This window comes from Coprobacillus cateniformis (assembly GCF_009767585.1).
In the GTDB taxonomy this organism is placed as follows: Bacteria; Bacillota_I; Bacilli_A; order Erysipelotrichales; family Coprobacillaceae; genus Coprobacillus; species Coprobacillus cateniformis.
The window spans coordinates 2,942,649-2,963,927 of record NZ_WSNW01000001.1 but is presented as its reverse complement, the minus strand read 5'-3'; the positions used below and the strand labels follow the sequence as shown (position 1 = coordinate 2,963,927).

The following is a 21,279-nucleotide window of genomic DNA, read 5'->3' as shown; positions in this document are numbered from 1 at the left end:
CTCATGTGTGTATCCCCTTTCACTCATAACCGCTTCCTCTCATTTTACGCGTATGCAATTTCTCTAAAACATCTAAATATTTTTGTTTAGAAATCGGTATTCGATATTCCCCTGCTAATTTCATTTCATATCTTTGAATACTATCAATATAATATTTATTCACCGCGTAACTCTTATGGACTCTTATAATCATTTTATCATTGATAGTCATAATTTTCTTTTCCACATCCAATAATAGCATTCTTGTTAAAAAGTCACCATTAGTTGTATGTATAAGCGTCCGATGATCAAAGGCCTCTAGAAAAATAATATTGCTAAGTTGTATAATATGATAAACATTTTGCTGATCCTTGATTTTAATCATTTCACTTTTCAGCTCTTTTCTTAACAGCATATTCATATATTCATGAGTAAAAATTCCTAACTTATGTGGAAAGATTTCACTTTCCTGAACATTCGCCATAGGATTAGAAACGTGAATATGCCTAATATAAAGCTGTTCTTTCTCCTCTTTCCAGCCAAATGTAACCCTTTGCATATCACGAAACAATTCTCCATTATTCATATCTGTAATACCTATATATCTACCAACAATAGTGCAACTGTTTCTATCTTGGAACACACATTCAAATTCTCTAGATGTCAATATGATATCTGGCAGCTCTTTTTTTTCTTCTTTTAAAACTTCTATTATTTTTTCCTTGCCATGATAATATTCACTGGCAATCGAGCCAATCCATAAACAAGCTTTATGCACATGTGCTTTAAAAACATCATGGTTCCCTCGATAATGAGAAGTCATAATATCTTCTGTCATCTGCAGACATTTATTAACTTTCTCTTTAAGCATCTTTCTTTCCCTCCTCTCTTACCACAACTACATAATTGCAACGATATGATATCAATTCTTTACACTATAATTTTTGTTTTATCTGATAAAAATAACACTATATATATATTAAAAGGATATTCTGTGTAAAGAATAACAAATTCTTTTATAATATTCAATGCGACTACGTAAACAGTAAATTATACGAGTATTTTGTTATAAATTGTCGTTTTTTTGTATGAATATTACAAAATAAAAAAGGACAAAACAAAGATACATTTGATAGATATTTAAATAATCACGAGGTTAACCTATTGGTTCAAACCTCCAAGTGGTTGGCTTTTTCTTGACTCTCAATTTCAACAGGATACTCTTTTCGTATGAAAAAATCCTTTCGTGTTATGATATGTTTACAGAAATAAGGAATCATTACTTAATTTAAGTGCTAAAAAGAAAACACATAAAATTCCTGAAAAGAAGAAAGTATAATAAAAAAAATAAGAATTGAACATTAATAATTGTTTCTGCACAAAAAAAGTATCATTCCTAACCCTATGGTTTTGAATAATACTTTTTTCTTTAAATTTCTGTGAGGCAACTCAATCCCTGTATTATTTTAGAATCTATTTTTGGTAACCCTATCAAAATTTAGAGATCCCATTTAACCTGTATATTCATTTCATTCTTAACAAGTTTTATACCAATATTATAACACAAAACATATATGAAAATATATTTAAACCTAAAACCTTAGAAATATGTTCTTTTGATTGTTAAGAAATTTATCACATCCAATTATAGTATTTTACCGACACTATTCATAGAAGTTTTTTATAAACTCAATTGATTTGAGACTACTCATTTTAAAAGATACATCACTTACATTTCTCCATATAAACATTGTCACCTTCAAAGCTAAACTCACAGCGATCACTATAAGCTGTCATAAACGCCTCATAATCAAACCGACTCAACTGATCAGCCATTGTTTCAACCCTCAGATAAAGAATCTTTCCATTCACCATTAAAAACTTCATTCTTGATTCATCGGCTGACTTTGGTGAATAAATGATATCACTTGTCTGATTTTTAATAAGTTCAGGAATTCTGATATATTGCTTAGCAAACTTTTCTAAGAATTTCACATCTTTAAAACCAATTAATTGTGGAGAAGATTGCAACGATTCAATCATTTTACTATCTGTTGTTTCACTAATATTACCAAGTTCATCAATAACATATGTGATTTTACCAATCACACAGTAAGCAACCTTATCTGCCTCTTCAATTTCAATTCGAATATGCCCAAACAAGTCTTTAGTTACACTTGTCTTTTTGACCAAAGGAATTGACTTGACTTCATCTTCAATCTTACCAGTATTCACTAATAAATAAATTGATTTTTTACTCACAGATATCTTTTCTAATATATCCTCGCTTTTCACTTCATCATTTCCTACAATTGTAATTGATTGAACTCTCGAATAATCACTCATAAAATAGGCACCAATCATAATAAAAATCATCAAAAACAATAAGATTTTGACACGTCTTTTTATTTTTTTCTTCTTTTTTGTTTTGAGAATTTTCTCAACCTGACTCTCATCGTGCTCATTATAATAATATTCATCATGATGAGCCATACCAATCACCTACTCCCAGTTGACCAGAATAACCTCTTTCTTAAGTTCTACACGAAAGCGATCAAACACTGTCTTTTCAACCAATAAAATCAAATCCAATATATCTCTTGCACTTGCATAACCATTATTAACAATAAAATTTGAATGTTTTGGCGAAACCTGAGCCCCACCAATTTCATGTCCTCTTAATCCACATTCATCAATATATTGCCATGCCGCTTTCTCTTCTGGATTTCTAAAAATACTTCCAGCACTTGCAAAATTCCATGGTTGTGTAGACATTCTTTTTTCTTTACGTTTATCTAACACTGCCATAATTTCCTGTGGATCACGTGGTGACATTGTAAAATGTGCCTCAATTAAAATCCAATCCTTATGCTTTTGCAATACTGATTTACGATAATCAAATTGCATCTCTTCTTTTGTCAATGTGATAAATTCACCATTTTCATTCAATACCAGCGCTGATGTAAAAACATCAGCCATACAGTATTTATAAGCGCCAGCATTCATATAAACACCACCACCTATTGTTCCTGGAATACCACCCATAAATTCAAACCCAGATAACCCAGTCTTCGCAGCCTCATAAGCCATATAAATCATTCCAACACCAGCTTCAGCACGAATCTCCAAACCATTTATATGCACCTTGTTTAACCCTGACAATGAAAAAATAACACCTTCATATTCACGATCAGAAAACAACAAATCCGAACCTTTTCCAATCACCATATGTGGAACTTCATGAGTTCGACAAAACTGAATTCCTTTTTTCAAACTTTCTACATCCTGAATACGAATATAAAATCGAGCAGGGCCTCCTACCTTAAAAGTTGTATGTTTATACATTGGTTCATTTTCTAAAACATCACCTATATCTAATTCAACCAAATCAAAAAACAATTGATCAAAATCCATTTCTATTTCCTTTCTAATGTCTTTAACATCTCTTGATAAATATCTTGACAAGCATGAGGCTTTCCTAATTCTTTTGCATGATTCTTTAAATCATTCAAAAGTTCAGTATGCCCCAATAAATCTCTTACTTCTTTCACAAATGTCTTAGCATCTAAATCTTTTTCTAATATCCATCTTGCAGCAGTTGCATCAACTAACTCTTTAGCATTATACTCTTGATGATTGGCGACAACATAAGGGCTTGGAATAATTAAAGATGCCGCTCCTAAAGCTGTTATCTCAGCCAATGTTGTTGCTCCTGCACGTGACACAATTAAATCACAAGAAGCTATCAAGCTTGGCATATCATCAATATAATCCACCAAATGAATAGATGAATTCAAATCGTGCAAATCTGCTCGCATTGATTCATAATAATTTTTACCAGTTACATAAATAACATCATATGCATCATGTTGCATGTCTCTTAACGCTTCTTTCATCACAGTATTGACTGATGATGACCCAAGACTCCCCATAACAATGACAACTGTTTTTCTATCACGAGGAATCTGATATAAATGATGTATGTCTTGAAGACGTCTTGAAGAAACAACACTTGCACGGGGATTCCCTAATAAAACAGTTTTTTCATGAGGAAATTCATTATACGCCTTTTGATAACAACATACAATCTTATCAACCTTTTTTATTAAAATTTTATTTGTCAATCCTATAATAGAATTTTGTTCATGAATCATTGTTGGGATTCCCATTTTAGCTGCTGCCAAAACAATTGAAGCACTCGGATATCCACCAAAACCAATCACAATATCGGGCTGAAAATCTTTTAAAATCTGTTTAGATTGTTTCAATGACTTCACAAAAATCATTGCATTTTTTATTTTCTGAAGAGGGTTTCCAACCAATCCTTTAACATGTAACCCTCGATATTCATAGCCCATTTGTGGAACAACTTGAGATTCTAAACGATCCGTTGTTCCAACAAATAAAAATTCTGTATTTTTATCCTGTGTCTTTATATAATCAACAAGAGCTAAAGCTGGATATAAATGCCCTCCAGTTCCTCCTGCACTTACGATAATTTTCATGACTAACTCACTCCCTACCTGACTATTATAACACACAATTCACTGATTTCGAGATATTAATTAAAATTCCTATACTCATTAATGTAATTGTTAAACTTGTTCCCCCATAAGACATCAAAGGGAGTGTTACACCTGTGACAGGAAATAACCCAACAACAACACCTAAATTAATCAGAGTCTGGATACCAATCATTGAAACAATTCCAATCATCAATAAACTCCCAAATAAATCTTTGACATTCTTACTGACTTGTAAAATTGTCTTAAAAAGCCATAAATATGCTCCAATTAATAATACTCCACCCAAAAAACCAAATTCTTCTGCTACAATAGCAAATATAAAATCAGTCTGTGGTTCAGGCAAATAAAAGTGTTTTTGAATACTCTTATCAAAACCTACACCTAGCAGCCCTCCTGGTCCAATAGCATACAAAGCTTGAATAGCCTGAAACCCACTCCCCAAAGGATCTTGAAAAGGATCAAGAAAAGAAAGAATTCTCTCCATACGATAAGGAGCAGATAAAATCATTAAAACAATCCCTACTACCCCTAATGCACCTAAAAACACAAAATAAATAAAGGGAAAAGGTGAAACAATAATCATTACAACAATACTGCATGCCATAACAATCCCACTCCCAAAATCTGGTTGCAACATAATCAAAAGAAATCCCAATCCCATAACCATTAATAGTTTTAAACTATAACGTAGTTTTTTCATTTGATAATAATTTTTCTCAATAAAAACTGCTGCAAAAATAATCATACCAATTTTAAACAACTCACTAGGCTGCAGAGCAAAAATACCAAAATTAAACCAGCTACGACTTCCACCTCTAACAACTCCAAGTCCAGGAATCAATACCAAAATAAGCAACAAGAAACAAACACCTATAATTTGTTTGTAGTACTTTTTATAAAGATGATAATCAATGCGAGAAGTCACAAACATGGCAATGACACCAATACATGCAAAAATAGCTTGACGCTTAATATAGTAAAAAGAATCATCATATTTATAGAGTGCCCATATATGAGATGAACTATAAACACAAATCAATCCAAAAATAACAATTGTTAAAGTTAAAGTAATAATCCGTTTTGTTTTCATGTTATGACCTCCATCATCTTATTTATATGTCAAAGGTCATCAAAAAAGAAGATATCTTTATATCTTCCCATAAAAACTATAAATTTAAATAATGCACGAAATCATTTATTCAATGAATTATTGTGTACAGGTATATAACAGCCAATTTTAGAAAAAAGATTGAAATATGTCCTTCATATCTCAATCTTACCTATCATTTTTTAATATATAACATTACTCTTTCATCATCTGTCGACTTGTCAAATAAGTCAGCAACATATATCCACCATAAATAATAACAATGAAAACGGTTGTCATCATAATGGATGGTAAAAGATTTTCTTCTCCAAATGACTGTAAGAAAAACTTACAAAACTCAATGCCAAATATAGAATGGATAACAGCCAAAATAAGAGGTGCTATAAAGAAGAGTGAAATTTGTGTGAATAATGCTTTATTTAACATCCTTTCATCAGTTCCAATTTTCCTTAACATCATATATCTTTCTTTATTATCAGCACTTTCACTTAATTCTTTTAATGCTAGAATTGCTGCACTTGATATCAAGAATATAACACCAATATAGATACCTATAAATGTCACCATTGTTCCAACACCAACACTTCCTTCATAGATACTTATTTTCGTTGAAGCATTGAGTTGAGTTAATCCTTTAGCATAAGGATGTTGAGCAAGTGATTGAACTTTTTCTTCAATCTTTTGTTTTTCAACTTCATCAGTAGCCTTATAATCAGCAATTAACACATTTTTCTCCTTATAATTTTCATTTATTGCCTGATCTGGAACAACAATAATTCCACTATTACTTTGGTTTGCACTAGGAGTTAAAAAACCATCCTGACATTCTTTATGTGCAGGTAAATACATTTTTCCTAAGAGTTCGATTTGAGTTCCTCTTTTCAATGCTTCATTACGTATTTCAATCATTCCACCAAAGTTAGCAATCACGATATACTCATTGTCCTGTAATTGATATGTTTGTTTCCCATATCTTTTTGCGACTTGATTATATTCGCTTAATCGCATGATTTTTTCTGCTGCATTTAATCTTAAATAAGGCATTTGAGAATGAACACTTGTTGCATAACTTCCTAATGTATCACCAAAAGTCAAATCATTTGTTGCATAGACATTAACAGTGATAACATCTTTCAAATTTTCATGAATAGAAAAATCAAGATTTACTAAAGTTTCGCTCACTGAAAGATGAGAATCAGCAATATCTTTTTGGCTATAAGGCTTCCCATTGGCTTTATTCCCTTTCAAATTCCAAGTCTTTTCAACATAAATATCAGTAGGTGATAATTCCTTTAAATTGGCTGTTGTGGCATTCTTCAAAGAAATTCCAGTTGAAAGCACACAGATCGTTACAAACAACATTAAACAAATCATCCCCATAGAGAAAACAGTTGTATTCATTTGACTGCTAAATTGTCTTAATGTAAATGTATTCAAGCCTTTATAATATGTTTTCTTTTTCGCCATAAAGATTTTTAATACAAAGCCTGATACTGACCAAAATATCAGAAATGTTGAAACAATTCCTAGTCCAATTGGAACAAAGATTTTTTCGGCTGTATCTAATTTTGTAATTCCAGCAGTCACAAGATAATAGGCATATCCCAGCATAATCATCCCAATGATAAAAACACCACTACACAACCACATGTTTTTCATTTTCACTTTTTCATTTTTGCGATGTGCTAACAGCAAATCAATTAACTCCTGTTTTCCAATAAAGAAAACATTAAAAATCATCACAACAATATAAATAACACCAAAATACAATATGGTCTTCAACATTGCTGATGAAGAAAAAACAAATGCAAAACGTGTCATATCAGCTTCAAACATACTGGCTACAAAAATACTCATCAATTGTGACAAAGCAACACCAATAACCAAACCAACTGCCAATGAAATAATACCAATAAAGAATGTTTCACATAAAAGAATACTTGAGATTTGACGTTTTCCCATACCTAAAGTCATATATATACCAAACTCTTTATTTCGTCTTTTCATTAAGAAACGACTCGCATAAACAATTAAGAAACCAAGAATAAAAGACACTAGCACGCTAACACCTGAAAGAATATTGACCATCATTCCAATAATCTCACGAGTCGAAGAAGAAACATTCAACATAACCGTTTGACTTTCAATTGAATTAAATAAATAAAAGATGGCAACACCCAAAATCAAGGTCATAAAATAAATGGTATAATCCTTAAAACTTCGTTTTATATTCCTTAAAGAGAGTTTCAATAACATATTATTCTCCTCCAAGCAATGTCACAACATCAATAATTTGATCAAAAAATTGTTTTCGTTCCTGATTCCCTCTTCTGAGTTCATTAAAGATTTGACCATCTTTAATAAAGATAACACGTGATGCATAACTCGCACTAAAAGCATCATGAGTAACCATTAAGATTGTTGTTTGAAGTTGTTCATTCAGTTTTTTTAGACTTGCCAGTAACATTTGTGATGAATGAGAGTCTAATGCTCCTGTTGGTTCATCTGCTAAAATCAGTTTTGGATCAGTAATTAAAGCTCTTGCTGAAGCCACTCTTTGTTTTTGTCCACCACTCATTTGATAAGGATATTTGTCAAGAACATCAGTGATATTTAAAGCTTGCGCAATGGCTTGGACACGTTTTTCAATCTCTTTAACTGAGACTTTTTGAATCGAAAGAGCCAGTGCAATATTTTCATAAGCAGTCAATGTATCAAGAAGATTAAAATCCTGAAAGATGAATCCAAGTTCCTCTCTTCTAAAACGATTCAAATGATTGCCTTTTAATTTTGTAATATCAGTTTTGCCAACATAAATATGTCCTGCTGTGACTCTATCAATCGTGGATACACAATTAAGCAAAGTCGTCTTTCCTGAACCGCTGGCTCCCATGATAGCCACAAATTCACCTTTATCAATGTTTAATGAAAGATGACTTAAGGCTTTTGTTAAATTAGATTTGTTTCCATAATATTTATCTATATTTTCAATTCTTAAAATAGGTTCCATTATACCTTCCTCCTTTGTCATCCTTATTATCTATTATTTTCTCGTTTTCAACCATCGATTTATATAACATAACCTTACAGATTTGTCATCTTATTTCACCACATCGTAATAATGATCTTTATGAAAAATAATCATCACTTTTGTATATTCATTTTGAACAGATTCAATATGTATTTGATGTCCTAAACGCTGACATAACCGTTGACATATATATAGTCCCATGCCAGTTGATTTCTTTTGAATTCTTCCATTATATCCTGTGAAACTCTTTTCAAAAACGCGCGGAAGATCACTTGGACAAATGCCAATACCATTATCCATAATCGTTAAAATAACCTGGTTATTGTCCTCCACAGCTGAAATGTCAATACGACTTTCCATCCTATGAGTACTATACTGAAAACTATTATTAAGAATTTGGTTGATAATAAATTCTAACCACTTAGAATCTGTTAAAACCATTTTATTTAAATCATGAAGACTGAGTTTTAATTTATGATGTATGAAGTAATCTTTATTTTTCATAATGACATTTTTCACAACCTTGGATAAAGAAGAACTTTTAATTAAATAATCTTTTTGACTATTTTCACAACGTACATAATAAAGAATTTGATCAACTTGATTTTCTAATTTGCGAACTTGTTCTAATATCTGTGGGCTCACATCACTTTTATGATTATGAACAGTTAATGTTAAATGTGCCAAAGGTATCTTGACTTCATGAATCCACATCTCAACGTAATCTTTAAAATCATTGACTTGGACATCTCTTTCATTCATCTTTTCTAACATTGATTTATTAATTGTATATAGTGACTGATAAAGAATTTTCCCATCTAGAAACCCAGGTTCTTTTATCAACTCACATATAAAATACTTTTGATCCAACTGTTCTAATTGTTTTTGATAAAAGCGATAAAAAGAAACTTGCCTGAAATAATCATAAAGAAAACAAATACTTATAAAAAATACAATCATTGTTATAATAAATAATATAAAAGCTTGATTCAATTGAAAAGCAAGCATCATCAATATCACCAATAACACCATAATCAAATGAATCAACAAATGGACTGCCTTATCCTTTATATACATCACAATCGTCATATCAAAATATACCCTAATCCCTTTCTTGTTTCAATCGCATCACCATAACCTAATGAGCGTAATTTATTTCTTAAACGACTCATATTAACAGTTAAGGTATTATCATCAACAAATTCTTCACTATCCCATAAATCCATCATAATTTCCTCACGACTGGCAATTTTCCCCTGATTCACAATAAGATATTTCATAATTAACATTTCATTCTTTGTTAAAATCAATGATTCATCATGACACTTCAAGATCCCTCGTTCTGGAACCAGCAATAAATCATGATATTTTAACACATTCACTTCATGATTCATTCTTCTTAAAACTGCCTCTATTCGCAACAATAATAAAGTCGGATTATAAGGTTTTGTAATATAATCATCTGCTCCAAAACTCATGCTTAAGACCTCATCAGTTTCATTATTTTGACTCGTCACCATAATGACAGGAATTTGACTCTCTTTTCTCAGTTCTCTCAGTAACATTTCACCATTCATATAGGGAATTCCAATATCCAATAATATTAAATCCGGACAAGTACTGATTATTTCTTCTTTAGCTCTTTGAAAATTCTGTAAAATAACGCCTTCATATCCAGCATTTTCTAATAAAAGTTTTAACTCACAGCATAACTCCGAATCATCTTCCACTATTAATATTCTCTTCATATTTCTCACTCCTTGTGTCTTTATTATACATGATTTTATAAGACATTCGCCTTACAAAATTGTAAGCAAAAAAAGAAAGCCGATAGAGCCTTCTTATCTTATTCAAATTTATTAACAATATGTTTGAACACATTTCCTCTTTCTTCATAACCACTAAATTCATCATAGGAACTTGTTGAAGGAGACAATAGAACAACATCACCACTTTTAGCAAGTTCTTTTGCTTTTATGATTGCATCTTTCATATATTTAACAATATCCGTATTTGGACACTTCATATCTTTAGCAAATCGTTCTCCTGCCTCACCAAAACAAATCAGATGAGAGATTTGTTTTTGATAATTTGCCATCTCTCTTAGATCTAATCCTTTTTCATGTCCACCCATTAACAATATCACTGGTTTTTCAAATGATTTTAATGCAATAATTGCAGCATCAGTATTTGTTGCTTTTGAATCATTATAATATTTAACACCCTGATATTCTCTAACAAACTCAATACGATGCTCCACCCCTGTAAAAGCAGCTAATGTATCATGAATAGATTGAACATCAATACCTGAATGAATACAGGCACAAATGGCAATCATCATATTTTGAATATTATGACGTCCTACAATTTTAATATCATCTAAATTGATAATATGTTGACCTTGATAATAAATAGCATCATTCTTGATCATACAATCAGCCTCTTGTTCTAATGAAAAGGAAACAATCTTAGCTTGTGGAGGATACTTTTGAAGATATTCTTTTAAGACCACATCATCTTTATTCTGTAAATAAATATCATTATGATCCTGATTCATATAAATCCGTGTTTTAGAAGTATAATACTCTTCTAATGATGCCATATAATCCAAATGATCAGGTGTCAAATTTATAATTGTTGCAACCCTTGGATGAAAAGCATCAATATCTAACAATTGAAAATTAGACATTTCCAATACCACATCATAATCACTCTTATGAAGCAAATCTTCATTTAAGACAAGTTCTGATAATGGCGTTCCAACATTTCCTGCTAAGCAAACCTGACGTCCTGCATTTTTTAAAATATCACGAATTAATGTAACAGTTGTTGTCTTGCCATTTGTTCCTGTAATAGCGATATAATTTTGAGGTTGAGACAAACGATAAGCTAACTCTATTTCTGTATATACAGGAATTCCCCTTTCTTTTAAACGCAATACAAATGGTTTATGATAATTAATACCAGGGTTTTTGACTACAAAATCAAAATCTCTTTCAAACAAATCATCTGGGTGACCACCCACAATCATTTCAATTCCACGAGCTATATATTCATCATAACACTCAATTTGCTCCTGAAGTGCAAATTCATTAACTGTAATTGTTGCATGTACAGCACTTAATAACTCCACAGCAGCCTTCCCGCTTTTTGCAAGCCCTAAAACCAAAACTTTCTTTCCACTTAACATCCTACATAACTCCTAACACAATACCAATAATTCCACAAATGAATCCTAAGAACCAAAATGAAATTACAACCTGCTGTTCTGTCCAACCTAACATTTCAAAATGGTGATGAATAGGAGCCATCTTGAAAACTCTTTTTCCACGTGTTTTAAACGATACAACCTGAATAACAACTGACAGTGTTTCCATTAAGAAAACGCCACCAATTAAAATAAGTAAAAGTTCTTGATTTGTTAAAACTGCTAATGCTGCTAACATACCACCTAAAGCAAGTGAACCAGTATCTCCCATAAAGATACGGGCAGGATGATAATTAAAATACATAAATCCAAGTAATGCGCCAACAATAATCATTGCATAAATAGCAATTTCATAATTTTTATTCATGATTGCAAAAATAACAAAGACTGAAGTTGCAATCATAGAAAGCCCAGTTGCTAAACCATCAAGCCCATCTGTTAAATTGACTGCATTACTTTCCGCAGTAAACATAATATAAACCAAGACAGGATAAAACCAACCTAAATCCACATTCATATGTAATAATGGAATTGAGATTGATGTATCAAAATCAGGAATAAAATATTTTGCTAACATATAAAATGCAATAGCCATTACAGACTGTAATGCATATTTATAAATAGGTTTTAATCCTTCATTTGTTTTTCTGACAACAATTAAATAATCATCTAAAAAACCAATTAATCCATACCCAACAAAAGCAAATGTTAATAAGTTAATATATGGATTTTGAAAGAATGAAAAATTCAAGATGTAAACAACCAATACAGCACAAAGAATAAAAACAATTCCTCCCATTGTTGGTGTTCCACCTTTTGCTTTATGAGACTCTAAGCCTTCTTCTCTTTCGATTTGGCCAAATTTTAATTTCTTTAAATATTGAATAGATTTAGGCATAACTGCCATGACTAAGACAAATGCCACAATAAAATTGATAACAATTTGTAAAAAGACCATTGAAAACATAATCATACTCCTTTACACGTATTTTACTTTTTACAATATATCATATTTTCCTCACAATAACAACCAAACAAAAGAAAAGATATGAAACATACAGCGATAATCTTCACTTAAGATAAAGGCAAACCAAAAGAGTGAAGATGCACTCTTCTCCACTCTCCTTTGCTTTATGAACTTTTGTTTCCTAACATAATCTTAACTTTCTGTCCATCCTCTATTTTTTCTCCAACACGTGGCAATTGATCGATAACATAATCTCCACTACCCATAAATTCAAATCCATAATTTTCACTCTTGACTTCTTTTTTAGATAACCCAACATAATTTTGAACATCAAAAGTTTTGACATCAGTCCATACATAAGCCTTTTCTTTTTGTTCAGTTACCTTCTTTACCCCTAAAGCTGGTAAAATATCAACTAACATTTTTCTTGCAATTGGAGCCGCAGTTGTACCCCCATATTGTACACAATTTTTTGGATTATCCATTGCCAAATACAAAACAATTTCTGGGTCATCAATTGGTGCAATCCCCAAGAAAGAAAGGATATATCCATTACCAGCATAAGTCCCATTCATAGCACGTTGAGCCGTTCCTGTTTTTCCACCAATACGATAACCATCTATATAAGCATTTTTACCTCCTCCATCAGTGACAACCCCTTCTAAGGCATCTCTTACTTTTGCAGATGTTTCTTTTGAGATAACTTGACGAAGTAACTTAGGTTGATTCTCTACAACAACTTCATGCGTTTTAGAATTATAAATTTTATTAACAATATATGGCTGATAGAGATATCCACCATTAATACAGGCACAGACTGCTCTCACAAGTTGAATAGGTGTAATAGATATACCTTGTCCAAAAGAAACTGTCGCTTGCTCAACTTCATTAAACTTATCATAATCAAACATAATTCCTGATGATTCCCCAGTCAAATCAATACCTGTTTTTTCAGTTAATCCAAAGTCTTTTACATATTTATATAACTTATCTTTTCCAAGACGTCTACCAATTTCAACAAAACCTGGGTTAGATGAATTCTGTAACACTTCCCTGAAAGTTTGTAAACCATGTCCACCTTTCTTCCATGATTTAATTCTTGCACCTTTGACAATTTCATAACCTTTGTCATAATACGTATCTTTATCCATATCAAAAAGATTTTCATTCAAAGCACTACTAAATGTAATAATTTTAAATGTTGAACCCGGTTCATATGATTTCCAGATTGGCAAGTTTCTATTATAGATCTCACTATCAGCATTTTTATAATCATTTGGATCATAATCCGGTTTAGAACACATCGCCAAAACCTTTCCATTCTTAGGATTCATTGCTAAACAGAGTATAGAATCTGGATTATATGTTTGATAAGCGTTGTTTAGCTCTCTCTCCACCACATCTTGAACACGAGAATCTATTGTTAATTCAATATCCATACCATTGGTTGGATAAATATAATCAGCTGGATAGATATTTAAATTTTGACTTTTGGCATTCATATAGTAATTAATACTTCCATTAACACCAGAAAGATATTTATCATATTTCAACTCTAGTCCAACCAAGCCCTGATTATCTATTCCTACAAAGCCTAGAGTTTGTGCTAAATAGTTTTTATGTGGATAATAACGTAATGTATCCTGTACTAAATAAACCCCTGGAAGTTTTAAACGATCTATTTGATAAGCCTTCTCCTCAGCCATCTGTCTACCCTCAGGCTGTATTCTTTCTACTGAAACTTTTTTCTTCACTTTCTCTAATATCTTCTCTTCTGAACATCCTAATATTTTTGCTAACTGTACAGCTGTATTGACAGGATCTTTCACTTGACTAGGAACAATAATTAATGAGGAAGTTGTCAAATTATCAACCAATACTTTTTGTTGACTATCATAAATTTTTCCTCTTGCTGCCTCTAACGGAAATCCCCTTTGCCATGATTCTGTAGCTTTTAAAGATAATTCTTGGTAAGCATAAAATTGGCTATAACCTAATCTTATAACTATAGCTGCAACAATAATTGTCATGACAATATTAACCCACTTTATTTTTTTGACCATTTTTGAAAAAATCATAGCATCACCCATACAGTTTATGTATGAAGATAAAAATATAGACTTCTTTTCTTTTATAGCGATAGTTTCACACAGTTTTATACCTTATCTTTAAAAAGCAATATCTTCTGTTCTTTATAAGTTAAATCTCAACTGATTTCTAGATATAAAATCTATGCTAGTTTACTATACAACGACTCTCCATCCCTTACATAACATTTTTCAAAGATACTGAAGCCTAGTTATATAGAACAAAAATAGAAAATTCATATGAACTTTCTATTTTGCTTGAACTTTAATTTCTTGATTTGATTTTAACTTTGTTCCTTTAGGAACATTTTGTTTATAGATTGTACCTACACCATCAAAAGTGATACGAACATCTGCCATAGCTGCAAATGCTTCCGCCTCTTTACGCGACCATCCATCCATAGATGGCATTGTAATATTTGTTCCATTTGTTTGTAAAAAGACTCTTGATTGAGATGAAACTTCTGTTTTTGCTTTTGGATATTGATCAATAACTGTATCACCATCACCTATCAACAATGTTGATAACTGATGTTTTGTAAGAATTGATTTTGCAAATTCAGTACTTTGATTCATATATGAATCTAACACAAATGTAGATGTTTCAACTTCCTTTACAGGTTGTGCATTGATCTTGTTTAATGCAGTTCTCACAACACCTTGAACAAGTTCAGCAGCAACTTTTGATGAAGCATTTTTTCCCTGATACCATAAAACAATAACAACTTGCGGATCATCATAAGGTGCTAAACCAGCAAAACTATTTGTATAAAAATTTTGTTTATATCCTCCAGTCTGTGCAACCTGACCTGTTCCAGTCTTTCCAATTAAATTGATATCATCCATATGATAAGAATAACCAGTACTTCCTTTAATATTAATAACACCACTTAATAAATCTCGCATTTTCTTGACAGTTTCATTTGTATAAATCTGCTTAGAATATTCAGTTTTTCCTTGATAAATTGTTTCATTCGTAGAACTATCAACAATCTTATCAACAAAATAAGGTGTTACCATTTTTCCATCATTGTTTGCAAAGACACTATAAGCACGTAACAACTGATAAGCTGTCCATGATGATCCTTGTCCAAATCCAGTTGTCAAATATTCAATATCTCTACCGACAACACCTTTATATCCTGCAAACCCTGATGCAGTACTTAACTTATCAACCGTTCCTGACTTAAAGAACCCTAAATCTTCATAATCCTGAAGTAATGAGACTCTATCATTCACAGTTCTTAACATATGACAAATAGCAGTATTACTTGAATAATAAAACCCTTGTTCATAACTGATTGTTCCCCAACCTTTACCACCATTATGGTCTTTTACGGAATCTTTTTTATTATTATTGTAATAAAACTTACCAGATTGATACTTGGTCTTTAAATTTAATCGACCATCATTTAGCCCATTTGCATAAACAAATGATTTAAAAACTGAACCTGGTTCAACTGCTTCATTTAAAAATAAATCTACATAGTTATCTATATCACGTTTATTGGGATCAAATGACGGATAATTACTCACAGCCAAAATTTTCCCAGTCTTTGCTTCCATAACTGCACAAGTTGCTTTTTCTGATTTTAATTTCTCAACCAGCTGCTTCATCTGTAAATCAAGTTCAGTTTGCACATCAGCATCAATTGTTAAATACATATCATTCCCTGCAACAGGTGCCGTTTCACTTAAAACACCATTAGGTAAAGTATAATTATTATTATCAACCAGATAAACTTTCTTACCATCTTTTCCACTTAATTCGTCATCAAATGCTTTCTCAAGACCCATTTGCCCAATAATTGATTTTGTTGTTTTTCCATTAATTTCATTTGTTAAGAGTTGAGCATATCCAACTTCATATGAAGCAAAATCGCCATATCTATAATTTCTGGTTGTAATTTCTTCAAATTCCAATCCTGGTAAACCTAATGCATCAATTTTATCTTTAACCAATGAAGAAAGATTGTTTCCATAACTTCCAAATTCAACCTGATATGTTTTTTTATTTAACTGTTCTAAAATCTTCGCTTTATCAACGCCTAAAATAGGTGCTAATTTCTTAGCAGTTTCTTCTTTATCCACAACATATGCAGGCTCTTTATCGACTGTCAATCTTGTTTCTGACAAAATGGCATATAATTTGTATTTTTTAACATCACTTGCGATAACCTGTTTATCACTAGAATAAATTGTTCCACGTTTGGCATACAACGTTTCTTCTTTTTGCTGACCACCACGATTTTCAGCATATTCCTTTATATTAGCTCCACTAACCAAATGTTTTCCTGTTGCTCCCAAATAAATAACATTTAGTACCATTAATATAATAATGAATGCAAAGACACATAACACGATCTTTGCACTCTGATTATTATTTTTTTGTTTTATAGTCGCCATCAGTCTCTTTGGACTCCTCTAACAGCAGTTGTCACAGTACTTTGTTTATAATCATATCCCTTTTTGCTTGCAACAGCTCTTAAACGTGTAAAAGAAGCAAGTTCCTGTTTTTGCATTGTTAATCCATCAATATCAGCCTGAATGACTGTGATTTCTTTTTCAAGTTCCTGACAACTAATATTCAATGATGACTCATAAGAATTGAGTGCAACAATTCCTAATACAAAAGCAGCAAAACTTACAATTAATAATCTTCTAGAAAATCTCGCAAATCCTGTTTCTTTTTTCTTACTTCTCTTCATTTTCATAAACCCTTTCTATAATTCTCAATTTAGCTGAATGAGAACGATGATTTTCTTCTAATTCTTTTTCACCAGCGACAATTGGCTTCTTTGTTATTTTTTGAAATCTAGGTTTCAAATACTCTGGAACAATAGGCATCCCCATAGGAAGTTGTGGTTGCTTTGTTACCTCATTAAAAGTATATTTACAAATCTTATCTTCTAAAGAATGGAAAGTAATAACAGCAATTCTTCCACCTACACAAATACAATCTAATGAATCATCCAAAGCCTTTTCAAAAACACTAAGTTCATCATTAACTGCAATCCTTAATGCCTGAAACGTTCTTTTAGCAGGATGACCACCTTTTCGTCTTGCTGGTGCTGGAATCGCTTCCTTGATGATTTCTACTAATTCAAATGTCGTTTCAATTGGTTTCTCTTGACGATGTCTTTCAATTGCTCTGGCAATTTGTTTAGAAAACTTTTCATCTGCATATTTATAAAATATTTTCACCAATTCATTGAATTCATATGTATTGACAATTTCATAAGCGCTTAATGTCTGATTACGATCCATACGCATATCTAACTTTGCATCATAGTTATAACTAAACCCTCTTTCACCATCATCAAATTGAGGAGATGAAACACCTAAATCAAAAACAATACCATCAACTTTTTGAACACCTAATTGATTCAATTCACTTTTCATATTTTTAAAGTTTGAATAAATAATTGTAAAATGGTCAGAAATTTGACTCAATCGCTTTGCAGCTACTTCAATAGCTACTTGATCTTGATCAAAACAATAAAGATGTCCAGTTGTTAATCTTTTTAAGATTTCCTGACTATGTCCACCACCACCAAGTGTACAGTCCACATAGATACCATCTTCCTTAATATTTAATCCTTCAATTGTTTCCTCTAATAAAACACTTATATGATTAAACATGCGTCTCTCCTTTACAGTTCAAATTCATCCAAATCTTCCGAAATATCATCAAAACTATCCTTATTATCATCATAGAATTGATCCCATGCACTCTGACTCCAAATTTCAACATGATCACCAACACCAACAATGACACATTCTTTTTCAAGATTTCCTTCTTGTCTTAATACAAGTGGAATATTAATACGTCCGAGTTTATCAAACTCACATTCACTCGCTCTAGAAGTCACTAAACGTATAAAAATACGAGTGCTTTTCTTTTTTTGTGGTAATGATTGAAGTTCATGGTAATAAGCTTCCCAGCCTTCCTGTGTATACAATGCGAGGCATCCATCATTGCCTCTTGTAACATAAACACACTCACCACACTGATTACGCATTTTAGCAGGGATACTTAAGCGCCCCTTTGCATCTATGTTATGTCTAAATTCTCCAAAGAACACTTAAAATCACCCACTTTATAACATTTCTATACATTCTTTAACACTTCATGCCACTATTATATAACATTTCATCCCCCTTGTACATAGAAATCACATGCCTTTTTTCTCTTTTTTAAACAAAAAAAGTAGCAGTTTCCCGCTACTTATCTTTGTTTTTTCAATTTTTTCCAATTAATAATATAATTCTATCATCCTTAATTCATCATTATAGGAATAAGTTGCATTTTCATTCCAACATTTGTTTTGACTTAAAACTTGATATCCCAAATAAGAAGATTCAAGATTTCTTTTCACTTTTTGATAAACATTGTCATTGATACATTTTATTTCTGCTACTCTGCTTTTATTTTTTAATCCTCTATTCACTGCATAAGATAAAACACTTTCATCATACTTTTCCATATAACATTTTTCATCCTTAAAAACATTGATCTGGTATTGTTGAGTCTTTTCATAAGGAACTTCAGGCTGATAGCACTTTAACATGTCTTCGCTACTCATCATAAAATACCCTAAACAGGCATGTTCTGAATTCTCATGAACAGCATCTCCCCATGTTGGATCACAATAATAATAGTCACCACTCAGATGAATCATAACCCACGCATGCCCGTCCCCATTCAATGTCTGAGAACGCGTTTCTTTAGCAGTTCCAACAATATAGGCATTTTCTATTCCTAACTGATTTAAAAGATACTGATATCCTCTTGCATATCCAGCACAGACTGATTTTCCATTAGCCAAAGCACTTACCATATTTTGATTGTTATCAACACCATCTTCATAAACAACATTTTCAACAATATAATTATATGCAAGTCGCGCTTTTTGCAATTGTGAAGTTTCTTTCTTAGCCTCATTTAAAAAAACTTCAGTTTTCTTTTCAATATCTTGATTCATTTTTTTTACTTCGTCTAAAGAATAGTCATATAGAGGTAAAAACTGTATAGTTTGCTTGTTTTCCTGATATTGAAACTGGGAATTAACATAATAGAGTTCTCCGTGGTCATAAATAACTTTTGTAAAAATATCTTTTACTTTTTCAATATCTTTTTCTTCTAAAGTCACTTCTTCTTGGTGCTGACTTAAAACATAATATATTCTTTGATACGTCTTTTGTTCAATTTCATTTAATTGATTATAAAAATATTGGTAATCCTTATTTTTCTGAAAAGCTTGTTCAACCGCATTTAAATCCAACACTGGAATTTCAAGAAATTCTCTTCCTACTATAACCCCAATTGCCATTCCTATAATCAATACCAAAACAATCAAAAGCATGCCTCTTTTACGTTTTCTCATATCAAATCCTCACTTTATCCTCATTATAAACTATTCTAAGCATTCGATTAGCAAAATATTCATCCTCATCTCATAAATTTAACCAATGCTTCTTTATTTAAAAACATTTATACTATTCATTTTTTAAATAAAAAAAGCCCTTTAATAAGGGGCAGTTTTTATAACACTTTTTGTCCGTTGTAAGTTCCGCAATGTTTGCATACTCTATGAGATAATTTGTATTCTCCACATTCAGGGCAAACAACTACAGCTGGTACTGTTAACTTGTCATGTGTTCTTCTTTTGTTTCTTCTTGTTTTAGAAACTCTTCTTTGTGGTACTGCCATAGGTACACCTCCTTATTCTTTATCCTTAAAATAATCTTTAAGTTTGGCAAGTCGAGGATCAATATAATCTTCATCCTTACCTTCATCTTTTTCATTTAATACTTTCCAACCATTGCCTTCGGTTTTCAAAGTTGCGCCATCTTTAACAACACGCATGGGAACATCCATCATAATTTCCTGAAAAACAACAGGAGTTAAATCAACAGTATCCCTTTTAACCTCAATAACATCTTCATCATCTAAAGGTTTATAAAAAGCAAATACAGTTGCCGACTTAATATCAAATGGGTAATCCACATCTTCTAATGAAACGGCACATGGTAGAATCATTTGACCTTTTACTTGAAAATCAACGTATAACTGATGATTTTTCATATCTAGACATCCTCGTCCTACAACATGAACATCTTTCAAACCATTGACTTGTGATAAATTATGAAACATTTCTGATGGAAACGTAAGTGTTTCATCAAAATCAAAACATCCATCTTTTTGTTTCAAAATCCATTGTAAATTCCATTTCAAAAAAATCACCCTTTACACCGCATAGTTGATTATATATAAAACAACCAAATATGTCAATCAAAATTTCGCATAATTCGTTGAATTCCTCACTTCTTTTAATCAATTCTATGCTTTCTTATAAAACTATGATAAACT

At 31.5% G+C, this 21,279-nt stretch carries 19 protein-coding genes; all 19 read right to left on the bottom strand.

What is annotated here, in order from left to right:
- Window positions 1-19 precede the first annotated feature (19 nt).
- On the bottom strand, window positions 20-850 hold the full coding sequence (locus tag GQF29_RS14625; RefSeq protein WP_008790421.1) for a LytTR family DNA-binding domain-containing protein: 831 nt from the start codon (window positions 848-850) through the stop codon (window positions 20-22).
- Window positions 851-1,704: 854 nt separating this feature from the next.
- Entirely contained in the window at window positions 1,705-2,472 is a 768-nt protein-coding gene (locus GQF29_RS14620) for a cell division protein FtsQ/DivIB (RefSeq protein WP_008790422.1), read from the bottom strand.
- Window positions 2,473-2,481: 9 nt separating this feature from the next.
- Window positions 2,482-3,393, bottom strand: coding sequence for a UDP-N-acetylmuramate dehydrogenase (gene murB / locus GQF29_RS14615; RefSeq protein ID WP_008790423.1), 912 nt, complete (start codon window positions 3,391-3,393; stop codon window positions 2,482-2,484).
- 2 nt (window positions 3,394-3,395) lie between these two features.
- Window positions 3,396-4,484 carry an undecaprenyldiphospho-muramoylpentapeptide beta-N-acetylglucosaminyltransferase gene (gene murG, locus GQF29_RS14610; protein WP_008790424.1) on the bottom strand — a complete coding sequence of 363 codons (1,089 nt, stop codon included), beginning with the start codon at window positions 4,482-4,484 and terminating at the stop codon, window positions 3,396-3,398.
- Window positions 4,485-4,509: 25 nt separating this feature from the next.
- Window positions 4,510-5,595, bottom strand: coding sequence for a putative lipid II flippase FtsW (gene ftsW / locus GQF29_RS14605; RefSeq protein ID WP_008790425.1), 1,086 nt, complete (start codon window positions 5,593-5,595; stop codon window positions 4,510-4,512).
- A gap of 213 nt (window positions 5,596-5,808) precedes the next feature.
- Window positions 5,809-7,869, bottom strand: a complete 2,061-nt coding sequence (locus GQF29_RS14600; protein ID WP_017143809.1) for an ABC transporter permease — start codon at window positions 7,867-7,869, stop codon at window positions 5,809-5,811.
- A 1-nt stretch (window position 7,870) separates the two neighbouring features.
- On the bottom strand, window positions 7,871-8,623 hold the full coding sequence (locus GQF29_RS14595) for an ABC transporter ATP-binding protein (RefSeq protein ID WP_008790427.1): 753 nt from the start codon (window positions 8,621-8,623) through the stop codon (window positions 7,871-7,873).
- 90 nt (window positions 8,624-8,713) lie between these two features.
- Window positions 8,714-9,733 carry a sensor histidine kinase gene (locus tag GQF29_RS14590; RefSeq protein ID WP_054688287.1) on the bottom strand — a complete coding sequence of 340 codons (1,020 nt, stop codon included), beginning with the start codon at window positions 9,731-9,733 and terminating at the stop codon, window positions 8,714-8,716.
- Window positions 9,730-10,392: a response regulator transcription factor gene (locus tag GQF29_RS14585; protein WP_008790429.1), complete on the bottom strand. Its 663-nt coding sequence runs from the start codon at window positions 10,390-10,392 to the stop codon at window positions 9,730-9,732. The genes GQF29_RS14590 and GQF29_RS14585 overlap by 4 nt, the downstream gene beginning before the upstream one ends.
- Before the next feature lie 98 nt (window positions 10,393-10,490).
- On the bottom strand, window positions 10,491-11,834 hold the full coding sequence (murD, locus tag GQF29_RS14580) for a UDP-N-acetylmuramoyl-L-alanine--D-glutamate ligase (protein ID WP_008790430.1): 1,344 nt from the start codon (window positions 11,832-11,834) through the stop codon (window positions 10,491-10,493).
- A gap of 1 nt (window position 11,835) precedes the next feature.
- The gene (mraY, locus tag GQF29_RS14575; RefSeq protein ID WP_008790431.1) at window positions 11,836-12,819 is read right to left on the bottom strand and encodes a phospho-N-acetylmuramoyl-pentapeptide-transferase; all 984 of its coding nucleotides are present in this window, start codon (window positions 12,817-12,819) and stop codon (window positions 11,836-11,838) included.
- A 164-nt stretch (window positions 12,820-12,983) separates the two neighbouring features.
- The gene (locus tag GQF29_RS14570) at window positions 12,984-14,897 is read right to left on the bottom strand and encodes a penicillin-binding transpeptidase domain-containing protein (protein ID WP_017143811.1); all 1,914 of its coding nucleotides are present in this window, start codon (window positions 14,895-14,897) and stop codon (window positions 12,984-12,986) included.
- Window positions 14,898-15,155: 258 nt separating this feature from the next.
- Window positions 15,156-17,312, bottom strand: coding sequence for a penicillin-binding protein (locus GQF29_RS14565; protein ID WP_008790433.1), 2,157 nt, complete (start codon window positions 17,310-17,312; stop codon window positions 15,156-15,158).
- Window positions 17,312-17,614, bottom strand: a complete 303-nt coding sequence (locus tag GQF29_RS14560) for a hypothetical protein (protein WP_008790434.1) — start codon at window positions 17,612-17,614, stop codon at window positions 17,312-17,314. The genes GQF29_RS14565 and GQF29_RS14560 overlap by 1 nt, the downstream gene beginning before the upstream one ends.
- Complete coding sequence (rsmH, locus tag GQF29_RS14555) at window positions 17,601-18,548, bottom strand: 16S rRNA (cytosine(1402)-N(4))-methyltransferase RsmH (protein ID WP_008790435.1); 948 nt, start codon at window positions 18,546-18,548, stop codon at window positions 17,601-17,603. The genes GQF29_RS14560 and rsmH overlap by 14 nt, the downstream gene beginning before the upstream one ends.
- 11 nt (window positions 18,549-18,559) lie before the next feature.
- Window positions 18,560-18,991: a division/cell wall cluster transcriptional repressor MraZ gene (gene mraZ, locus GQF29_RS14550; protein ID WP_117598687.1), complete on the bottom strand. Its 432-nt coding sequence runs from the start codon at window positions 18,989-18,991 to the stop codon at window positions 18,560-18,562.
- A 171-nt stretch (window positions 18,992-19,162) separates the two neighbouring features.
- A complete protein-coding gene (locus tag GQF29_RS14545; RefSeq protein ID WP_008790437.1) occupies window positions 19,163-20,293 on the bottom strand; it encodes a transglutaminase domain-containing protein in 1,131 nt (376 codons plus the stop codon).
- Between the two features lie 158 nt (window positions 20,294-20,451).
- Window positions 20,452-20,619, bottom strand: a complete 168-nt coding sequence (rpmF, locus tag GQF29_RS14540; RefSeq protein ID WP_008790438.1) for a 50S ribosomal protein L32 — start codon at window positions 20,617-20,619, stop codon at window positions 20,452-20,454.
- 12 nt (window positions 20,620-20,631) lie between these two features.
- Window positions 20,632-21,153 carry a YceD family protein gene (locus GQF29_RS14535; protein WP_237713633.1) on the bottom strand — a complete coding sequence of 174 codons (522 nt, stop codon included), beginning with the start codon at window positions 21,151-21,153 and terminating at the stop codon, window positions 20,632-20,634.
- Window positions 21,154-21,279: the final 126 nt, after the last annotated feature.